The organism is Psychrobacillus sp. FSL W7-1457, assembly GCF_038593405.1.
Taxonomy (GTDB): Bacteria; Bacillota; Bacilli; order Bacillales_A; family Planococcaceae; genus Psychrobacillus.
Window position 1 is genome coordinate 563,216 of the sequence record NZ_CP151993.1, and the last position, 18,069, is coordinate 581,284.

The following is an 18,069-nucleotide window of genomic DNA, read 5'->3' on the forward strand; positions in this document are numbered from 1 at the left end:
ATATCTAGCGCTGCTAACTGAATCTAATGAAAACCTATGCTATATTATTCATAGGGATTTACGAAAGGATGTTTGGAATGGCAAAACGCTTAGTATTAGCAGAAAAACCATCTGTGGCAAGAGATATTGCAAGAGTACTTAAATGTGATAAAAAAGGAAATGGCTATATAGAGGGTAAAGATTATGTAGTGACTTGGGCTCTAGGGCACCTAGTAACATTAGCGGACCCAGAAAGCTATGATGTTAAATATAAAACATGGAATTTAGAAGATTTACCGATGTTACCAGAAAGCCTTAAACTGACTGTGATTAAACAATCGGGCAAACAATATAATGCAGTTAAAACGCAGCTTACACGTGGTGATATTAATGAAATTATTATTGCTACCGACGCTGGACGAGAAGGTGAGCTAGTTGCACGCTGGATTATCGCTAAAGCAAAGGTAAATAAGCCAGTTAAACGTCTTTGGATTTCATCTGTAACAGATAAAGCAATCAAGGATGGCTTTGCAAACTTAAAACCAGGTAAAGCCTATGAAAACCTTTATGCTTCTGCAGTAGCCCGTTCTGAGGCAGATTGGTACATTGGGCTTAATGCCAGCCGTGCACTATCTACCAAATTCAATGCACAGCTTAATTGTGGAAGAGTTCAGACTCCAGTAGTGGCGATTATTGCAAAGCGGGAGGATGAGATCAAACATTTTAAAGCTCAAACCTACTATGGAATTGAAGCACAAACAGTAGATAATTTAAAGCTTACTTGGCAGGATGCAAAAGGAAATGGTCGTAGCTTTGAAAAAGAAAAAGTGGACGCGATCGTGAAAAAGCTTGGTAAAGGTAACGCTACCGTAACAGAAATTGAGAAAAAGCTGAAGAAGTCATTCGCTCCTGGTCTGTATGATTTAACTGAGCTGCAACGTGATGCCAATAAAATCTTTGGCTACTCTGCAAAAGATACGTTGAATATTATGCAAAAGCTGTATGAGCAACACAAGGTATTAACTTATCCACGTACAGATTCGCGTTTTATCTCATCCGATATTGTGAGCACTCTCCCAGAACGTTTGAAAGCCTGCGCGGTGGGTGAATATCGACCATTAGCAAATAAAATCTTAAGCAAGCCTATAAAGGCCTCTAAATCATTTGTAGACGACAGCAAGGTATCGGATCACCATGCAATTATACCAACGGAAGGTTATGTAAACTTCTCTGCCTTCAATGATAAGGAACGTAAAATTTATGATTTAGTTGTAAAACGTTTCCTAGCGGTGATGTTCCCTGCATTTGAGTACGAACAATTAACGTTGCGTGCCAAAATTGGTGACGAGAACTTTGTTGCTAGAGGAAAAACGATTTTAGTGAGTGGTTGGAAAGAAGTTTATCAAAACCATATGGAAGATGAGTCAACGGAGGATTTAAAGGAACAGATTTTACCACGCATCGAAAAGGGAGATTCTTTAAATGTTAAGTTAATAGCTCAAACGTCTGGTCAAACAAAACCACCTGCACGTTTCAATGAAGCTACGTTACTAACTGCAATGGAAAACCCTACAAAATATATGGAAACGCAAGATAAACAGCTCGCGGACACGTTAAAATCGACGGGTGGATTAGGGACAGTTGCAACTCGTGCGGATATCATCGATAAGCTATTCAACTCATTTTTAATTGAGAAGCGTGGGAAAGATATTCATATTACCTCAAAAGGCCGTCAGCTGCTTGACCTAGTACCTGAAGAGTTAAAGTCTCCGACGTTAACTGGTGAGTGGGAGCAAAAGCTGGAGGCAATCGCTAAAGGGAAATTGAAAAAAGAAGTATTCATAGCCGAAATGAAGAACTATACGAAGGAAATCGTTTCTGATATTAAGGGCAGTAATAAAAAATATAAGCACGACAATATATCCACTAAAACTTGTCCTGACTGTGGAAAACCTATGCTTGAAGTGAACGGCAAAAAAGGTAAGATGCTTGTGTGCCAAGATCGGGAATGTGGTCATCGTAAAAATGTGGCACGCGTTACTAACGCTCGTTGCCCGCAATGTAAGAAAAAGTTAGAGCTTCGCGGGGAAGGCGATGGTCAAATCTTCGTGTGTAAATGTGGTCACCGTGAGAAGCTATCTGCTTTTGAGGCTCGTCGTAAAAAAGAAGGCGGCGGTAAAGTAGATAAAAAATCAGTGCAGCAGTACTTGAAAAAGCAAAATAAAGAAGAAGAACCGATTAATAATGCATTTGCGGATTTATTGAAAGGTATAAAATTCGATAAATAATTATAAAAGATGAGTTGTGTCATATTTGACCAGCTCATTTTTGGTACATAGAAAATGCTCATTAAAACACAAAAAAGACCTTCTTCAAGGTCTAGTTATTTCAGTTCACTATTTACATGTTCACGAATGATAAGTAATTCAATAACATCTTGTGAGGAGTAGGAATAAGGTGCATTTTCAGGTATGAGTTCATTAAATTGTCTTACTAGGTCATTAAGGATGTCTACATAAAAATCGTTTAAGTTTATCATTTTGTTCTCCTTTTTCTTTTTTAGAAGCATGAACTATTCTATTTCATTTTATTCATCCGACTTCAATTTATTATTCTCGAAAATTTCAAATCATTTCATTTGCATACCCCTAAAGGGTATCATATAATGTAAATAAGAATAGGAGGTTGGTTACTTGGACAATGTAATAGAGGAAAATACAATATTACCAACTGATTTGTCCTGTAGGAAAAGTCACCATCCTGAGCATGTAAAAAAAGATTTAACCAATAGACTGAATCGGGTGGAAGGCCAAATCCGGGGTATTAAAGGAATGGTTGAGAAGGATATCTATTGTGATGATATTATCACTCAGCTGTCGGCAACTCAGTCGGCTTTAAATAGTGTAGCTAAAGTTCTTTTGCAAGGGCATTTAAAAGGTTGCGTAGCTGAAAGGCTAGCAGAAGGCGATGAAGAAGTATTAGATGAATTACTTGTGACGATTCAAAAACTAATGAGAAAATAGGAGGAATGGAAATGTTAAATCAAGTTACATTAGAAGTTAAAGGTATGTCATGTGGACATTGCGTTAAGTCAGTAGAAACGAGTTTAGGTAATCTTGATGGCGTAGAGCAAGTAAAAGTCTATTTGGAATCGGGCAAAGTAGATGTTTCCTATGAAGAAGATAAAGTTACTCTAGCTAAAATTAAAGATGCAATCGATGAGCAAGGTTACGATGTTCAATAATAGAAAGAGTGCTAATTAGCACTCTCTTTATTTAATCTGAATATACCCCCTAGTCGTATGTGAGGAGAGGTAATGAAATGGATAATAACATAAAGCAGACCAGCTATAAGATAACAGGGATGACCTGTGCAGCATGCTCTGCGAGAATTGAAAAGGTTATTAACAAAATGGACGGTGTAGAAGAAGCTAATGTTAATTTGGCACTAGAGAAATCTGTCATTAAATATGACCCGGAGAAAGTGACAGAGGAAGACTTTGAGAAAAAAATTGAGGCACTTGGTTATGGTGTTGTGAAAGAGAAAAAAGAATTTGCTATTACCGGCATGACTTGTGCAGCATGCTCAGCCCGTATTGAAAAAGGTTTAAATAGATTAGAAGGTGTAAGCTCTGCCAATGTGAACCTGGCGCTGGAACGAGCAACTGTAGAATTTAACCCTTCCGATCTTACGGTAAATGACATTATCGAAAAGGTAGAAAAGCTAGGGTATGGGGCAATTATAAAATCTGAGGATAAAGAGACGGTTGACTACCGAGAGGAAGCAATCAAGAGGCAAAAGACAAAGTTTATTATTGCAGCGATATTTTCCTTGCCACTTCTATGGACGATGGTCGGTCATTTTTCTTTTACAACGTTTCTATATGTACCTGAATTTTTGATGAACCCGTGGGTGCAAATGGCACTAGCAACACCAGTTCAATTTATCATTGGAGGACAGTTTTATATTAGTGCTTACAAAGCGCTGAAAAATGGTAGTGCTAATATGGATGTCCTTGTCGTGTTAGGGACATCAGCGGCTTATTTTTATAGTGTTTATCAAGCTATTATAACGGTCGGTGAACACCATTCCGCTCAGCTTTACTTTGAAACAAGTGCGGTTCTTATTACGCTTATTTTATTAGGGAAATTATTCGAAGCGAAGGCGAAGGGACGTTCATCAGAGGCCATCAAAAAATTAATGGGTCTTCAAGCGAAAACAGCATTGGTTCTAAGAGAAGGTTCTGAGTTAATGATCCCTATTGAGGAAGTGCTAGTAGGTGACACGATCCTTGTGAAGCCAGGGGAAAAAATTCCGGTCGATGGAATAGTAGTAGATGGAAATAGTGCAGTTGATGAATCCATGCTAACCGGAGAGAGTATACCTGTTGATAAAGTACCTGGAGCTTCATTGTTTGGGTCAACTATCAATAAAAACGGATCCATTCAAATGCAGGCAACAAAAATCGGGAGAGACACCGCGCTTGCCCAAATTATTAAAGTAGTAGAGGACGCTCAAGGCTCAAAAGCTCCTATTCAGCGTTTGGCAGATAAAATCTCGGGGATTTTCGTTCCGATTGTAGTAGGAATTGCAATTGTTACATTTCTCATTTGGTTCTTCCTCGTCGATCCCGGAGAGATTACGCCAGCACTGGAAGCGTTAATAGCGGTACTCGTCATAGCTTGTCCATGTGCGTTAGGCCTTGCAACACCAACTTCGATAATGGCTGGCTCTGGTCGTGCTGCAGAGTTTGGAATATTGTTTAAGGGTGGCGAACATTTAGAAACGACACACCATATTGACACGGTGGTTGTAGATAAAACCGGCACAGTCACTTATGGGAAGCCGAAGCTAACAGATGTAATGGTGGCAGAGGGAATAAAAGAACTCGACTTTCTTTCATATATCGGGGCTGCTGAAAAACAGTCTGAACATCCTCTGGCAGAGGCGATTGTAGATGGCATAAAAGGACGTGAGATAACGCTGCAGCAAGTCACATCCTTCGAGGCAATTCCTGGTTTCGGTGTAAAAGCAGTGATCAATGAGCAGGAAGTACTGGTTGGAACTAAAAAATTAATGAATCAAAACAATGTCCAAATAGCAACCATTCTTAATCAAATGGAAGAACTAGAGGCACAAGGAAAGACAGCTATGCTAGCAAGTATAAATGGGAAGTACGCTGGTATGATAGCTGTTGCTGATACCATTAAGGAATCTTCCATTCAGGCAATTCAACGATTGAAGGATATGAACATTGAGGTCATGATGATCACAGGGGATAATCAGCTAACAGCTGCGGCAATAGGAAAACAAGCTGGAATTGACCATGTTATAGCGGAGGTGCTTCCTGAAGGTAAGGCTGAGGAAATTAAAAACCTGCAATCCTTTGGGAAAAAAGTAGCGATGGTTGGAGACGGCATCAATGATGCACCAGCGTTAGCAGTTGCCGATATAGGAATGGCGATTGGCACAGGAACAGATGTAGCCATGGAGGCAGCTGATATTACATTAATTCGCGGAGATTTAAACAGTATTGCGGATGCTATTATAATGAGTCGCAAAACAATGAGAAATATAAAGCAAAATCTTTTCTGGGCATTTGCTTATAATGTATTAGGTATCCCAATTGCAGCAGTTGGTTTGCTCGCACCATGGGTTGCTGGAGCTGCCATGGCATTTAGTTCTGTTTCGGTAGTTTTGAACGCTTTACGTTTACAACGAGTTAAATTGGATAAATAGAGTAATAAGGAAAACGGCTGCTGAGTGGCGGTCGTTTTCTTTACATAAGAAAAATACGATTAAATGTAAACTATGCATGAAGAGGAGAGAGATAAATGAAGAAAATAGCTATAACAGGGTTATGCTCGTTAATTTTACTGGCAGGCTGTGGTGATGATAGTAAAGAAACTGCAAAAGACACGAATACAGAGCAGGAGCATGCTCATATGAATCATATGGACGACGGTGGAGTAATTCCGGAGGGCTTGGCTGAGGCGGAGAACCCTAAATTTGAAGTAGGAAGCAAGGCCATAATCGAAGCAGATCATATGGAAGGCATGAACGGTGCAGAGGCTACTATTGTTGGTGCCTTCGATACAACTGTATATGCGGTTACTTACGAGTCTACAACGGATGGGGAAAAAGTAGAGAACCATAAATGGGTAATACATGAGGAATTAGAAGCTACGGATGGCAAGGGAATAGTTGGCTCTAATGTGATGCTGAATGCTAAACACATGGAGGGAATGGACGGAGCAGAAGCTATCATTGAATCGTCTGAGGACACGACAGTTTACATGATTGATTACGTTTCGACTACCGATGGGACTGAGGTTAAGAATCATAAATGGGTTATAGAGGATGAATTATCAGAAGCTAAATGACCGAAAGTTCTCTTGTTTAAATCCTAACTGTTAGGGAAAAATAGTAACAGATATTTAAACAAGAGGAGGACTTATGATGAATACGAAGTATGAAGAATGTATAAAGGCGTGTTTAGAATGCCTAGAGGCTTGCAATCATTGTTATGACGCTTGTCTCAAGGAAGATCATGTAAAAATGATGGCAGGTTGCATACGTTTAGATCGTGAATGTGCAGATATTTGTGCATATGCAGTCCAGGCTATGACAAGAAATAGCCCGTTTGTGCAGGAAATTTGTAAGCTTTGTGCTCAAATTTGTGATGCATGTGGTGAAGAGTGTGCCAAACACGATCATGAACACTGTCAGAAATGTGCAGAATCTTGTCGTAAATGTGCTGAAATTTGTCGTCAGATGGTCGCGTAAAAAAAGGAAAAATTAACAGACAGCTATTTCTTTTTATAGCTGTCTTATTTTATTTAGTAAAATTAGGCATTTTATACTAATTGATAGGAAAATACATAAATTTTTAATTGATTATTATGCCTCATATCAACTTATGACTAAAGGTTATTTAATTATTTTGACAAATTAGTTAAACTTTAAAGAACAATAAGGTATGGAAGGGATGGTGATTAGGGATGAGCTTAGTTAAAGCAACTGGCAATGGGATGTCTAACTTTATGTCTAGTATAAAGGCAGTACAACGTAAAGATGCAGGCCAGGCATATAGAAGGCATGCAGAGTATTTCCTGCCAAAAACTCCCTCTTTAAATGATTTAGAAGATCTTTTACTGGGGAATAAAGAAAAAGAGAAAGAAACACCAGAGCTTTCTGCTGCTATTCGTGAATTTCAGCAAATGGAAAAGCAAGCTATAATGGATATAAAGGGTCCGGGTATTCCCATACAAAGCATAGGAGGACCGACACCTGAAAAGACAATAGAACTATTGGAAAAGGTTCGCAGTCAAGCTTTTGCAGAAACACCTGCAACGCCACAGCATTTATTGGTCGCTGCAAGTGCAACCTCGAAAATTAGACAAGAGCAAGCTCAGCTTACGTTAAATGAAATGGCGAATAGACAAATCAAGATAGAGGTTCAACGACAAAAGGATATAGAGTCTGAAGTGTTTAATCGCTCTATGCAGGTAGATTTTCAAACACCAAAGGTTTTGGAGGATGATTTGCAAAATCTACAAGCAAAGCGATTAAAGGAGCAGGCAATTGCCAAATATTCTTATCAGGTTCACTTAAAAATGTATGGCTTTTCTGATCAACAACCGAGCTTTTTCCAGATAGCATAGGAGTAATAGAATGGCTAAAAAACAAAAAACCAATGCTGTCCGCATGCTGGAGCAGCAAAAAATACCATTTGAATTAATTGAGTATGAGCTGACTGGCGATCAAGTGGATGGGGTAACTGTAGCAAATAAAATAGGCTACCCCGTTTTTGTCGTGTATAAAACACTACTTGTGACAGCTGGACCAAACAAATATTATGTCTGCATTATCCCTGTGGACCAGGAGTTAAATCTCAAAAGAGTGGCAAAGGAGGTTGGAGAGAAAAAGGTGGAGCTGCTACATCTAAAGGATCTCCTCCCAACGACTGGATACATACGAGGAGGCTGCTCTCCAATCGGAATGAAAAAGTTATTTCCAACCATTGTGGCCAGTAGCGCAGAAAATAATGACTATATTATTGTTAGTGGAGGCAGGATAGGGCTTCAGGTGAAGCTGACACTAGCTGACTTACTTCACATGACGAATGGCAAAACGGCTTTAATTACCAATTCTAAAATGGACTAGCATTCTTCCTTCAAGCGATTATAATAGATATAGTTAGAAATGATTCCATTCCAACTGTTTAGTTGAGAATGGTTTTTTCGTTAAAGGGAAGTAGGACTGAATTATGAAGGAACTTGTTTTGCGTTGGGCCTTTTTTATAGTGGGCATAACGATTATGTCATTAGGAATTTCGATGACTATTAAAGGATACTTGTTTGGTATAGGTCCTTGGGATGTTTTACACGTTGGTCTGTTTAATCATCTAGGGTTATCCATTGGCACATGGGCTATTTTGACAGGCATTATAATTGTTTTAATTACAATGATCAGCACTAAAAAAATTCCTGCATTAGGTACATGGCTTAATATCTTGTTTGTGGGATCATTCATCGATATGTTTAATTGGCTTTTGCCTAATCCGACAGAATTCTTGGGTCAGGCAGTGATATTTATATTAGGGGTAATAGTTATGAGCATCGGGATCGGGATTTATGTATCACCGAATCTTGGCGCTGGACCACGCGATTCTTTAATGCTTTTTATAATGGACAAGACAGGCTGGAGCTTAAAGAAGGTGCGGACAGGCATTGAAGTTATCGTAGCTATTGCCGGTTGGATGCTTGGTGGACCAGTGGGGATTGGGACTATCCTTATTGCGTTTGGTCTTGGCCAGCTCGTGCATTACACATTACCTGCCTCACAAAAATATTTACAAAAGATAAGTGGCTATAGACTACCCTTCATGAACAAAAGCGCTGAGAAGCATATATGATTCTCAGCGTTTTTTCATATTTTAAATTACCGTAGCATACATTATCTATTGAATGAACCATAGAAAGGATGACTATTTGAACGGAACAATTACGCACTTTATGGGCAAATCTTATACAGGACAAGGTGTTAAAAACTTCTATAAGGAGATCATTCAGGAAGCAAAAAAGGTATATTTTTTTAAAGGGCCAGCAAGCTCTAGACTCTCAGATACGTTGAAGGAAATTGGATACGCGGCGATACGGAGAGGCAATGATATGGAATGGTTTTTAGATCCGCTAGATGAGGACGCAGTAGAGGCTGTTTATATTGTGGATACAAAAACACTTTACCTTCAAACAAATACCATTGATCCCTTCTTCTATGGGGCTGGTCATGAATGGGTAACTTACTATGACGCCTATCAACCGGACAGACTTCGTGATGTGGGACTAGTTGTCCGCGATAAGCACCTTGAGGGAGAGGCTTGGCTAGCGAAGGGCTTGCAAGCACTGTCCAGAGCTAAGCTCATCCATGATGATTGGGAGCAACTCATCCAGCCGGGGATGGATTGGAAGGGCATTAATTCTTTATTAGAGGACCTTCAAAAGAAGCATATAGGATTCGTAAAGCTCCAAAAAAAACCTAAGCTGACTCATCGTTTAATGGGTTCACTTACACCTTTAGGAGCAAAGGATACGTTTGCTTCCATTTCCAAAAATTTAAAAACCCGCTTGTATATAAAGGGACTGCCAGGGAGCGGAAAGTCCTCCTTTATGAAAAAGTTTGGAGAAGAAGCGAAATCGCACGGACTAGATGTTCAATACATTTGGTGCGGACTCGATGCTAATAGTATTGACGGGGTTGTGGTTCCAGAGCTTCAGTTGAGCATTGTCGATGCAACAAGTCCTCATGTCTACGATCCAGAACGCGAGGGTGATGACATTGTTGATTTCTTCCCATATATTGACCAAACAAAATGGGATGAAGAAGAATTGACGAAAATTCGAGAGACTTATACAGGTGAAATGGAGCTTGCTACAGATTACATCAGTACCTATTTTGCAGAGGCGAAGCTTATTAAATCACTTTACGATTCTGCAATAGATGAGGAAAAATGGAGAGAGATTCACAATAGAATGCTAGAAACAGTTGAGTGAGTAGGGTTTCCTACTCGCTTTTCTTTATTTACGGGGAGCTCGGATTTTTCAAAGGGACATATCTTAGTCTTTCTTCTACAACAATGGTAAAATAAAGTGGAATATTTGTGTGAAAGGAAGATGAACTTGTCTAAAGTATTAAATAGTTTTCTGACAGAAAACCTAGAGCAACTAAAGAGTCAAGGTCTATATAACGAAATCGATCCAGTAGAGGGAGCGAACGGACCAACTATTATAGTTGGCGGTAACGAGCTAATCAATCTATCCTCAAACAATTACCTAGGACTAGCTACAAATGATGAGTTGAAGCGTATTGCAAAAGAAACGATAGATAAATATGGAGTAGGAGCAGGAGCGGTACGTACGATTAACGGCACGCTAGACCTACACGTAAAGCTAGAAGAAAAGCTTGCTGAATTCAAGGGAACAGAAGCAGCAATTTCTTATCAATCTGGTTTTAACTGCAACATGGCTGCTATCTCCGCAGTAATGGATAAAAATGATGCGATTCTTTCTGATCAGTTAAACCATGCATCCATTATCGATGGTTGCCGACTTTCAAAAGCTAAAATCATCCCATTTAATCACTCCGACATGGAGGATCTTCGCAAGAAAGCAAAAGAAGCTACAGAATCTGGACAATACAACAAAGTAATGGTCATTACTGATGGTGTTTTCTCTATGGATGGTGACATCGCGAAGCTTCCAGAAATCGTAGAAATAGCAAAAGAGTTTGACCTAATCACCTATGTGGATGATGCACATGGCTCTGGTGTGACAGGTAAAGGTAAAGGAACAGTGAAGCACTTTGGCCTAGAAAAAGAAATCGATTTCCAAATCGGTACTCTTTCTAAAGCAATCGGAGTCGTTGGCGGATATGTTGCAGGGAAGAAGGACTTAATCGACTGGTTAAAGGTTCGTTCACGTCCATTCCTATTCTCTACAGCCTTACCACCTGGCGATGTAGCAGCAATCACTGCAGCAGTCCAAATGATTATCGATTCTACAGAGCTTCATGACAAGCTATGGGAAAATGGAGACTATCTTAAAGCTGGCCTATCGAAGCTTGGATTTAACATCGGTGACTCTGAAACACCAATCACTCCATGCATCATCGGAGACGAAAAGCTAACGCAACAATTCTCTAAACGACTGTTTGAAGAAGGTGTCTACGCGAAATCCATCGTGTTCCCAACAGTACCTAAAGGAACCGGCCGAGTTCGCAACATGCCAACAGCAGCCCATACAAAAGAAATGCTAGATGAAGCCATCGCTACCTATGAAAAAGTAGGAAAAGAGCTAGGTGTAATTAAATAAGAATGAATAACGGCTACCAATTAATTTGGTAGCTTTTTTTTGTGGGGGGGTGTGGGGTGGCAGCTGGAATAAAAGAATGGGCGAGTTATAGGGTAAGGAGCTCAGGTGGAATGTTGGTGAACCGCCAATAATCATGTGGAAGGGGCCCGTAAATAGGTTAGAAGAGTCCTATAAAAGGATGAAAATGACCCATAAAAACGCGAAATTGACCCATAAAAAGTACAAGCGCCCATAAACTCCGAAAAGTGTCCCATAAATGAGCGAAAGGCGCCCATAAATAGGTTAGTAGTGTCCCATAAATGGATGAAAGTGTCCCATAAAGAGTAGAAGTGCCCATAAACCCCGAAAAGTGTCCCATAAATGAGCGAAAGGCGCCCATAAATAGGTTAGAAGTGTCCTATAAATGGATGAAAGTGTCCCATAAAGAGTAGAAGTGCCCATAAACTCCGAAAAGTGTCCCATAAATGAGCGAAAGGTGCCCATAAATAGGTTAGTAGTGTCCCATAAATGGATGAAAGTGTCCCATAAAAAGTAGGAGCGCCCATAAACCCCGAAAAGTGTCCCATAAACCAGAGCTAGTTGCACCTAAATGAGTGTGAAGTGCTACATAAAATAGAGAAATTGTCACCTAAAGAGTGGGTCTGCACCTAAAAGTGAGAGAGGGGTCAACGGAATATACGAAAAAGCCCGCCAAGGCGGGCTTTTTTATTGGAATCGGTCGGTTCGATTCAAAAATCGGTCGGTTTTCTCAAATAATCGGTTGGTTCTGGTCCATAATCGGTCGGTTTCCCTGAATAATCGGTCGGTCAACACTCACTCAACAACTTCCCTCAATATGTATCCAATTGAAAAGAGTAATAGAGACTATATTTTTGAACGCCTTTTGCTAGGTCGATGCATATGTTTACTTCTTTCTCAAAGAGATCGATGTTGTCTTGTTGTTTAGCTATGACAGCTGCTATGGCGTGCTGCATCCATTCTTTTGGTAGTTGATTTTTTAGAGTATTGGCCTCGTCGAAATTTCCTTTAAGTGCTTCTGCGTATGCTATGTAATAAGTACGAAGTGGTTCTTTGCTTATTTGTTTGGCTAGCTGTTCAAATTTGGAGACGTTGTTTTCAAAAAGTGCCAACATGGTTTTATATACTTCCTGCATATAGGGTTGTTTGTGTCTTTTCAAAATTTCCTCTATGGAGCGAACAATTTGTTCTTGATCACCAGTTTTTAAAGCTAGCGGGTAAGCAAATATGGGTTTTCGTTTATTCTTTTCCAAGTATTGTTCTATTTTATTTAGGTTCTTGGATTTATAAACGGTATACATTTGTGGGGCGACTAACAAAAGTAAATAAATTACTACAACTGATACATAAATGAACCAGAACGGTAACTCTAGAAACATCATAGCTGTTGCCAATATTACCCCTAATACAAAGATGAGTGCGTACTTTATTATTTTCATAAATACCTCCTAATCTAATTATTATACCAAAAATCGAAAATGTATATAGTTGTATTTCACGAATGAACACGATATAATTAATTCCTGACAAACATAGTCGTATCAAGGTATTTTATTAATATAATGTACTTCCCAAAAATACAAATGTTTTTGAAAGGGAGAAATAAAGATGAAAAAAATAATGGTTACCGGAGCATTAGGACAAATTGGCTCGGAGCTAGTGACGAAATTACGAAAAGAATATGGTTCAAATAATATTTTGGCAACAGATATCAGACATATAGTATCTCCAGTAACGGAAAGTGGTCCCTTTGATATTTTAGATGTAACAGATGGTGAAAAAATGTATCAGCTGGCGAAGGAATTCCAAGCAGATACAATGGTTCATATGGCAGCATTACTTTCTGCAACAGCAGAAGCAAAGCCACTTTTAGCATGGAATTTAAATATGGGTGGTCTAGTAAATGCTTTGGAAGCTTCACGTGAGCTAGGAATGCAATTCTTTACACCGAGTTCTATAGGCGCTTTTGGGCCATCAACTCCTAAGAAAGACACGCCACAGGATACATTACAGCGTCCAACTACAATGTATGGAGTAAACAAAGTATCTGGAGAATTGTTATGTGATTACTACTTCCATAAATTTGGATTGGATACTAGAGGAGTGCGTTTCCCAGGGTTGATTTCAAACGAGACATTACCAGGCGGGGGAACAACTGACTATGCTGTAGACATTTACTATAAAGCATTAGAGGATGGCGCTTACACTTCTTATATCGCAGAAGGAACATTTATGGATATGATGTATATGCCGGATGCACTTCAAGCAATTGTCGATTTAATGGAGGCAGATCCATCTAAATTGATTCATCGAAATGCATTTAATGTAACAGCAATGAGCTTTGAACCGGAACAAATTGCAGCCTCTATCCGAAAGGAAATACCAAACTTCCAGATGAGCTATGATGTGGATCCAGTGCGCCAAGCGATTGCTAACAGCTGGCCAGATAATATTGATGCGACAGCAGCGAAAGAAGAGTGGGGCTTCTCGTATAAATATGATTTAGACGCTATGACAAAAGATATGCTACAAACATTAAAAATTAAAAAAACTGCAGGCTCCTTATAAAGGGCCTGTTTTTTTGTGTATGGCTTAAATTTTTAATAGCTTTTTTCTTCGAGACAGTTCCATTTATTCATAAACATGCCTTTTAATGCAATACTAAGTAGAATATATTTCATGCCAAATCTTTAACAAAGTTTTTAGAGAATAATAAATTTAACTAAAAGGGTTGAAATTTATCTAAAAAACGAATAATATGATTAATGTTGTTAAAATCGTTCGTGTTTAAGGAAGAAGGTAATAAGATGTTTCGTTTGAAGGAACACGGTACCAATGTGAAGACAGAGCTTATAGCAGGAATGACCACATTCCTTACTATGGTATATATTGTAGTGGTAAATCCAATTATTCTATCGGATGCAGGTGTACCACTGGACCAAGTATTTATGGCAACAATTATTTCTGCTGTTATCGGCACATTATGGATGGCGATTTGCGCCAACTATCCAATTGCTATAGCTCCTGGAATGGGGTTAAACGCATATTTCACTTATGCAGTTGTATTAGCATCAGATGGTAAAATTGATTATTTAACAGCATTTGCAGCTGTTTTTGTAGCGGGTATAATTTTTATTATTTTATCTTTAACACCTTTACGCGAGAAGCTAATAACCGCTATTCCCTCTAATTTGAAGTATGCCATTACTGCAGGGATCGGTTTGTTTATTGCTTTCTTAGGCTTACGTATGTCAAAGGTAGTTGTTGCTAGTGATAGCAATTTGGTGATGTTAGGAGATTTAACTTCTCCAGGTGTTTTGCTGACGTTATTTGGTTTAATAATCACAGTCATTTTGATGGTGCGTAATATAAATGGTGCATTATTTATCGGTATGGTCGTTACTGGTATTGTAGCTGCGCTTACTGGACAATTACATATTGAAAAAGTGGTAGCTCTTCCTCATCTACCAGAAGGTATTTTAATTTGGAATCCAATAGAGGCAATTGGACAGGTTATTTCTTACGGTTTATATGGAGTAGTATTTTCCTTTATTTTAGTTACGCTTTTCGATACAACAGGTACGATGGTTGGTGTTGCTAAGCAAGCTGGCTTGATGAAAGATGATAAGCTTCCACGCGCACGCCAAGCGCTATTAGCAGATTCAGTAGCTACTACTGTTGGATCAATGTTCGGAACTAGTCCAACAACAGCATTTGTTGAGTCTTCCTCTGGTGTAGCTGTTGGTGGTCGTACTGGTTTAACTAGCTTAACTGTAGCTGTGCTTTTCATCGTTGCATCATTCTTCGGACCTTTAGTAGGTGCGCTGTCTGGTGTTGCAGCTATTACCTCGCCAACCTTAATCATTGTTGGCGCATTGATGATTGGATCTGTAAAAGAGATTGAGTGGAGTAAATTTGACGAAGCATTCCCAGCATTTTTAATTATCTTGATTATGCCCCTTACATCAAGCATTTCAACAGGTATTGCTTTTGGGTTTATCGTTTATCCGCTGTTGAAATTAATTAAAGGGGAAGCGAAAAAGGTTAATATCATGCTTTATATCTTCGCTATCCTATTTGCATTTCAATTAATTTTTTTGCCACACTAATAAATATAAATAAAGGTTGAGATAAAATCTCCTCCAAGTAAAAAGACTCAAAAAATCTACGGACTGGTAAAGTTTTCGGTGCTTCTATTCAAATTCCTGTAGTTGTTTTCCGTTACAGCGGACGCTTTCCGGGGGCACGGCTTCAATCTCCTCGTCACTTTGCTCCTGTGGGGCTTTCAGCTCAAGCTGTTCCCCCAGGAGTCGCCGCTTCCTCTCCAAACAAATAGAATGGAAACAAGAAATTACCTAACTTAAAAAACAAGAAAAACATGAAATCAAGTTATCGATTTCATGTTTTTTTATTTATTGCTATGTAATTTCTACATGGCAATATAGGAATTCAACAAAAACTGTCGGTTTATTAAATAAAAAAGCTTTGTTGAAGTTATTTGTGGATTTTGACTAATAATTCTTTTTTATAGTGACTGTCAGCAATATTAAAAGGACATTCAAATTACTATCATAAATAGATGATGAAAATTGGGATTGGGTATAGTTTTTCGGCTTTATTTATGCGAGTAAATTTATAAGCAATTTATCGATGCATCAAAGATGTTCCTATTTATTGATTGGAGCGACAGACGGCGACTCCCTCTTAAAATGTAGTCATACCAATGGTTTCATTACGTATTTTAAAGTGAAAAAATTTTTTTGGGTTCGTCTAACTGACCTTTTGCACCGTAATAAACCACTTATTAAAAATATTGGAAACAAAGGCTGTGCTCCGCTAAATAATTTAGTTAAAAATCCTATAAATATGTTATTCTTGGATGCACTCTGTTTCTCTGCAGAACTTATGATGACGTACCCTCCCATATCTCTTTGCGTCGCGCGCATACATTCCTTCGTTCGGTCTAGTCATAAGGCAGAGGCCGGCTATGCTCCAGCAGGGACTTGAAGTCGAATGTCGCGGTTGTGCCAGCTCTCTATGTCATCCAACTAAGTTAATAACTAATGAAATGGTTCACGCTGCCGTTTGAAGAACGGTCAGGTCTTGTATCATGCGTTCTGATTGAAACATCTGTTTCTTCGTACAGAGGCCATGTGCGATTTTTAATAGTTTTCCACATAAGACCACCATGGCTTCTTTCTTTCTTAAAGGGTTTACTGGGCGTTCAATATAATAATGATATAGTGCCTGAAAGGCAGAGTTGTAACGAATCATAGGCAAGATGGCTCGGAAGAGGGCTGCACGCAATCTTTTGCGACCTCGTTTAGAAATCTTCTTTTGTCCTTTTTGCTCACCCGAGGAGTTTTCACGTAATGTTAGTCCCGCTAGTTTGATGATTTGGCGTGGACTACGAAAGTTTGTGAAGGGCCCTACCTCTGATAACAGCTCGATGGCTGTATTGGAGTCGATCCCCTCGATAGATAACAAAAATATATAATCGGGCATATCTTGAGCGATTTCTTGTAACCGTTCTGCCAGTAATTCATATTGTTGTTCTACGAGCCTATATTGCATCACCAAGGAATGAATCTCAAATCGAGCCATTTCTAGGCCTTCGGTCAACCCGATCGAGATTTCGGCGGCTTCCTTCAGTTTTATTATTTTGGGGGAAGAGACACACTTTAACCCTTCAACCTCTTTGTAGAAAGGGAGTAGCTCCGCCACTTCTTTTTCTCGAAGGTCCTCTGGTAATGGTGTTTTCTCCAGCACAGCCAGGGCGGTTTTCCCGATGTCTTTAAAGACATGTTGGAATTCGGGGAAGAACCGATCTGTCCATCGAATGATTCGGTTTGTAATGATGCCAAGCTCTTTCTGAAGTGAGGCGCGATGGGATGCCCCATTGCGAAGTTCCGCTTCGATGCCTTCTAAAATGCGTGGGAAGCTGAACCGTCCATCGCGAATCAACTTGGCGATGACCATCGCATCCTTCACATCGTTCTTTGTCTGCAGATTGTCATCCAATTCTTTGGATTTCTTCACGTGACTTGGATTCACGAACACATAGCGGATGTCATGTGCGGTTAAATGGGCCGCTAGGTTCATCCAATAGTGTCCTGTTGGTTCGAACCCAACAAGGATTTCTGATTTCTCGTGTTTGTTTTGTAATACGAGCAGCTGTTCATAAAAGGTCGTAAATCCTTCTGCCGACTGTCTGATCGGAAAGGATTTATGCAATACTCGTCCACGGTCGTCTACAGCACATGCGTAATGTTTGCGCTTGGCGATATCGATCCCGATGACCAACGTCTTTTCAGTCACTTGATTAATTTTATGATTCGTATTATTATTCATAAGGGGCCCTCCTATATATGTTTTGAGTATTCAATTGGTTGTTACTCTAGCATCATATAAGAGGGTTCTTTTTTTTTCAAGAGCCTGTAAAGTTATAATACAGGAATGCTCCAGCGGGATGAGTGAGACAGATAAGACTTCACAACCACGCGCGATAGCGATGGGGGATGGTTTATCGCTCACCCTGCGGAAAGCGTCCGGCTGGTGCGAAAAATCAATTCTACTCTATGGTTTAAAGATTTCTTTGCTTTATAAATCAACCCTACCCTTTAACATAGCCAATAAAAAAGCCTAACTGGAAGATCCTCGAGTAGATGAGGAGTTAGTTAGACGTTCCATTAAAATAAGA

16 protein-coding genes are annotated in these 18,069 nt (G+C 39.4%); 13 read left to right on the plus strand and 3 right to left on the minus strand.

Going from position 1 to position 18,069, the window contains the following annotated elements; translation table 11 throughout:
- Positions 1-77: 77 nt before the first annotated feature.
- The gene (locus NSQ95_RS02755; RefSeq protein WP_342560217.1) at positions 78-2,267 is read left to right on the plus strand and encodes a DNA topoisomerase III; all 2,190 of its coding nucleotides are present in this window, start codon (positions 78-80) and stop codon (positions 2,265-2,267) included.
- A 95-nt stretch (positions 2,268-2,362) separates the two neighbouring features.
- On the opposite strand, the gene NSQ95_RS02760 is transcribed toward NSQ95_RS02755, so the two are convergent.
- Positions 2,363-2,518 carry a hypothetical protein gene (locus tag NSQ95_RS02760; protein WP_298473712.1) on the minus strand — a complete coding sequence of 52 codons (156 nt, stop codon included), beginning with the start codon at positions 2,516-2,518 and terminating at the stop codon, positions 2,363-2,365.
- A 154-nt stretch (positions 2,519-2,672) separates the two neighbouring features.
- Here NSQ95_RS02760 and NSQ95_RS02765 point away from each other — a divergent pair, with 154 nt between their 5' ends.
- The 10 genes from NSQ95_RS02765 to NSQ95_RS02810 all read left to right on the plus strand — a co-directional run bounded on the left by NSQ95_RS02765 (position 2,673) and on the right by NSQ95_RS02810 (position 11,351).
- Positions 2,673-3,002, plus strand: a complete 330-nt coding sequence (locus NSQ95_RS02765; RefSeq protein WP_340885589.1) for a metal-sensing transcriptional repressor — start codon at positions 2,673-2,675, stop codon at positions 3,000-3,002.
- 11 nt (positions 3,003-3,013) lie between these two features.
- Entirely contained in the window at positions 3,014-3,223 is a 210-nt protein-coding gene (gene copZ / locus NSQ95_RS02770) for a copper chaperone CopZ (protein ID WP_340885586.1), read from the plus strand.
- A 77-nt stretch (positions 3,224-3,300) separates the two neighbouring features.
- Positions 3,301-5,718, plus strand: a complete 2,418-nt coding sequence (locus NSQ95_RS02775) for a heavy metal translocating P-type ATPase (protein WP_342560218.1) — start codon at positions 3,301-3,303, stop codon at positions 5,716-5,718.
- Positions 5,719-5,813: 95 nt separating this feature from the next.
- Positions 5,814-6,362 (plus strand): YdhK family protein, encoded by a 549-nt coding sequence (locus NSQ95_RS02780; protein ID WP_342560219.1) that lies wholly within the window; start codon positions 5,814-5,816, stop codon positions 6,360-6,362.
- 76 nt (positions 6,363-6,438) lie between these two features.
- Positions 6,439-6,765, plus strand: coding sequence for a four-helix bundle copper-binding protein (locus NSQ95_RS02785; RefSeq protein ID WP_169360873.1), 327 nt, complete (start codon positions 6,439-6,441; stop codon positions 6,763-6,765).
- Between the two features lie 215 nt (positions 6,766-6,980).
- A complete protein-coding gene (locus tag NSQ95_RS02790; protein WP_342560220.1) occupies positions 6,981-7,643 on the plus strand; it encodes a hypothetical protein in 663 nt (220 codons plus the stop codon).
- 10 nt (positions 7,644-7,653) lie between these two features.
- Positions 7,654-8,145, plus strand: a complete 492-nt coding sequence (gene ybaK / locus NSQ95_RS02795) for a Cys-tRNA(Pro) deacylase (protein ID WP_340885575.1) — start codon at positions 7,654-7,656, stop codon at positions 8,143-8,145.
- Positions 8,146-8,248: 103 nt separating this feature from the next.
- Positions 8,249-8,896, plus strand: coding sequence for a YitT family protein (locus NSQ95_RS02800; RefSeq protein ID WP_342560221.1), 648 nt, complete (start codon positions 8,249-8,251; stop codon positions 8,894-8,896).
- A gap of 76 nt (positions 8,897-8,972) precedes the next feature.
- On the plus strand, positions 8,973-10,034 hold the full coding sequence (locus NSQ95_RS02805) for a hypothetical protein (protein ID WP_340885570.1): 1,062 nt from the start codon (positions 8,973-8,975) through the stop codon (positions 10,032-10,034).
- 126 nt (positions 10,035-10,160) lie between these two features.
- Positions 10,161-11,351 carry a glycine C-acetyltransferase gene (locus NSQ95_RS02810; protein WP_340885568.1) on the plus strand — a complete coding sequence of 397 codons (1,191 nt, stop codon included), beginning with the start codon at positions 10,161-10,163 and terminating at the stop codon, positions 11,349-11,351.
- Between the two features lie 830 nt (positions 11,352-12,181).
- Here the strand turns inward: NSQ95_RS02810 and NSQ95_RS02815 are convergent.
- Complete coding sequence (locus NSQ95_RS02815) at positions 12,182-12,808, minus strand: hypothetical protein (protein ID WP_342560222.1); 627 nt, start codon at positions 12,806-12,808, stop codon at positions 12,182-12,184.
- A gap of 169 nt (positions 12,809-12,977) precedes the next feature.
- Here NSQ95_RS02815 and NSQ95_RS02820 point away from each other — a divergent pair, with 169 nt between their 5' ends.
- Both NSQ95_RS02820 and NSQ95_RS02825 read left to right on the plus strand, forming a co-directional pair.
- Entirely contained in the window at positions 12,978-13,937 is a 960-nt protein-coding gene (locus NSQ95_RS02820; RefSeq protein ID WP_340885562.1) for an L-threonine 3-dehydrogenase, read from the plus strand.
- 239 nt (positions 13,938-14,176) lie between these two features.
- Positions 14,177-15,478 carry an NCS2 family permease gene (locus tag NSQ95_RS02825; RefSeq protein WP_340885559.1) on the plus strand — a complete coding sequence of 434 codons (1,302 nt, stop codon included), beginning with the start codon at positions 14,177-14,179 and terminating at the stop codon, positions 15,476-15,478.
- A 964-nt stretch (positions 15,479-16,442) separates the two neighbouring features.
- On the opposite strand, the gene NSQ95_RS02830 is transcribed toward NSQ95_RS02825, so the two are convergent.
- Positions 16,443-17,720 carry an IS110 family transposase gene (locus tag NSQ95_RS02830; protein WP_342560223.1) on the minus strand — a complete coding sequence of 426 codons (1,278 nt, stop codon included), beginning with the start codon at positions 17,718-17,720 and terminating at the stop codon, positions 16,443-16,445.
- Positions 17,721-18,069: the final 349 nt, after the last annotated feature.

Excerpts from the sequence above, each read along its gene's own strand:
- NSQ95_RS02775 (WP_342560218.1), top strand. The coding sequence starts at position 3,301 with ATGGATAATAACATAAAGCAGACCAGCTATAAGATAACAGGGATGACC.
- NSQ95_RS02780 (WP_342560219.1), top strand. The coding sequence starts at position 5,814 with ATGAAGAAAATAGCTATAACAGGGTTATGCTCGTTAATTTTACTGGCA.
- NSQ95_RS02830 (WP_342560223.1), bottom strand. The coding sequence starts at position 17,720 with ATGAATAATAATACGAATCATAAAATTAATCAAGTGACTGAAAAGACG.
- NSQ95_RS02785 (WP_169360873.1), top strand. The coding sequence starts at position 6,439 with ATGAATACGAAGTATGAAGAATGTATAAAGGCGTGTTTAGAATGCCTA.
- copZ (WP_340885586.1), top strand. The coding sequence starts at position 3,014 with ATGTTAAATCAAGTTACATTAGAAGTTAAAGGTATGTCATGTGGACAT.
- NSQ95_RS02800 (WP_342560221.1), top strand. The coding sequence starts at position 8,249 with ATGAAGGAACTTGTTTTGCGTTGGGCCTTTTTTATAGTGGGCATAACG.
- NSQ95_RS02790 (WP_342560220.1), top strand. The coding sequence starts at position 6,981 with ATGAGCTTAGTTAAAGCAACTGGCAATGGGATGTCTAACTTTATGTCT.
- ybaK (WP_340885575.1), top strand. The coding sequence starts at position 7,654 with ATGGCTAAAAAACAAAAAACCAATGCTGTCCGCATGCTGGAGCAGCAA.
- NSQ95_RS02755 (WP_342560217.1), top strand. The coding sequence starts at position 78 with ATGGCAAAACGCTTAGTATTAGCAGAAAAACCATCTGTGGCAAGAGAT.
- NSQ95_RS02820 (WP_340885562.1), top strand. The coding sequence starts at position 12,978 with ATGAAAAAAATAATGGTTACCGGAGCATTAGGACAAATTGGCTCGGAG.
- NSQ95_RS02760 (WP_298473712.1), bottom strand. The coding sequence starts at position 2,518 with ATGATAAACTTAAACGATTTTTATGTAGACATCCTTAATGACCTAGTA.
- NSQ95_RS02825 (WP_340885559.1), top strand. The coding sequence starts at position 14,177 with ATGTTTCGTTTGAAGGAACACGGTACCAATGTGAAGACAGAGCTTATA.
- NSQ95_RS02815 (WP_342560222.1), bottom strand. The coding sequence starts at position 12,808 with ATGAAAATAATAAAGTACGCACTCATCTTTGTATTAGGGGTAATATTG.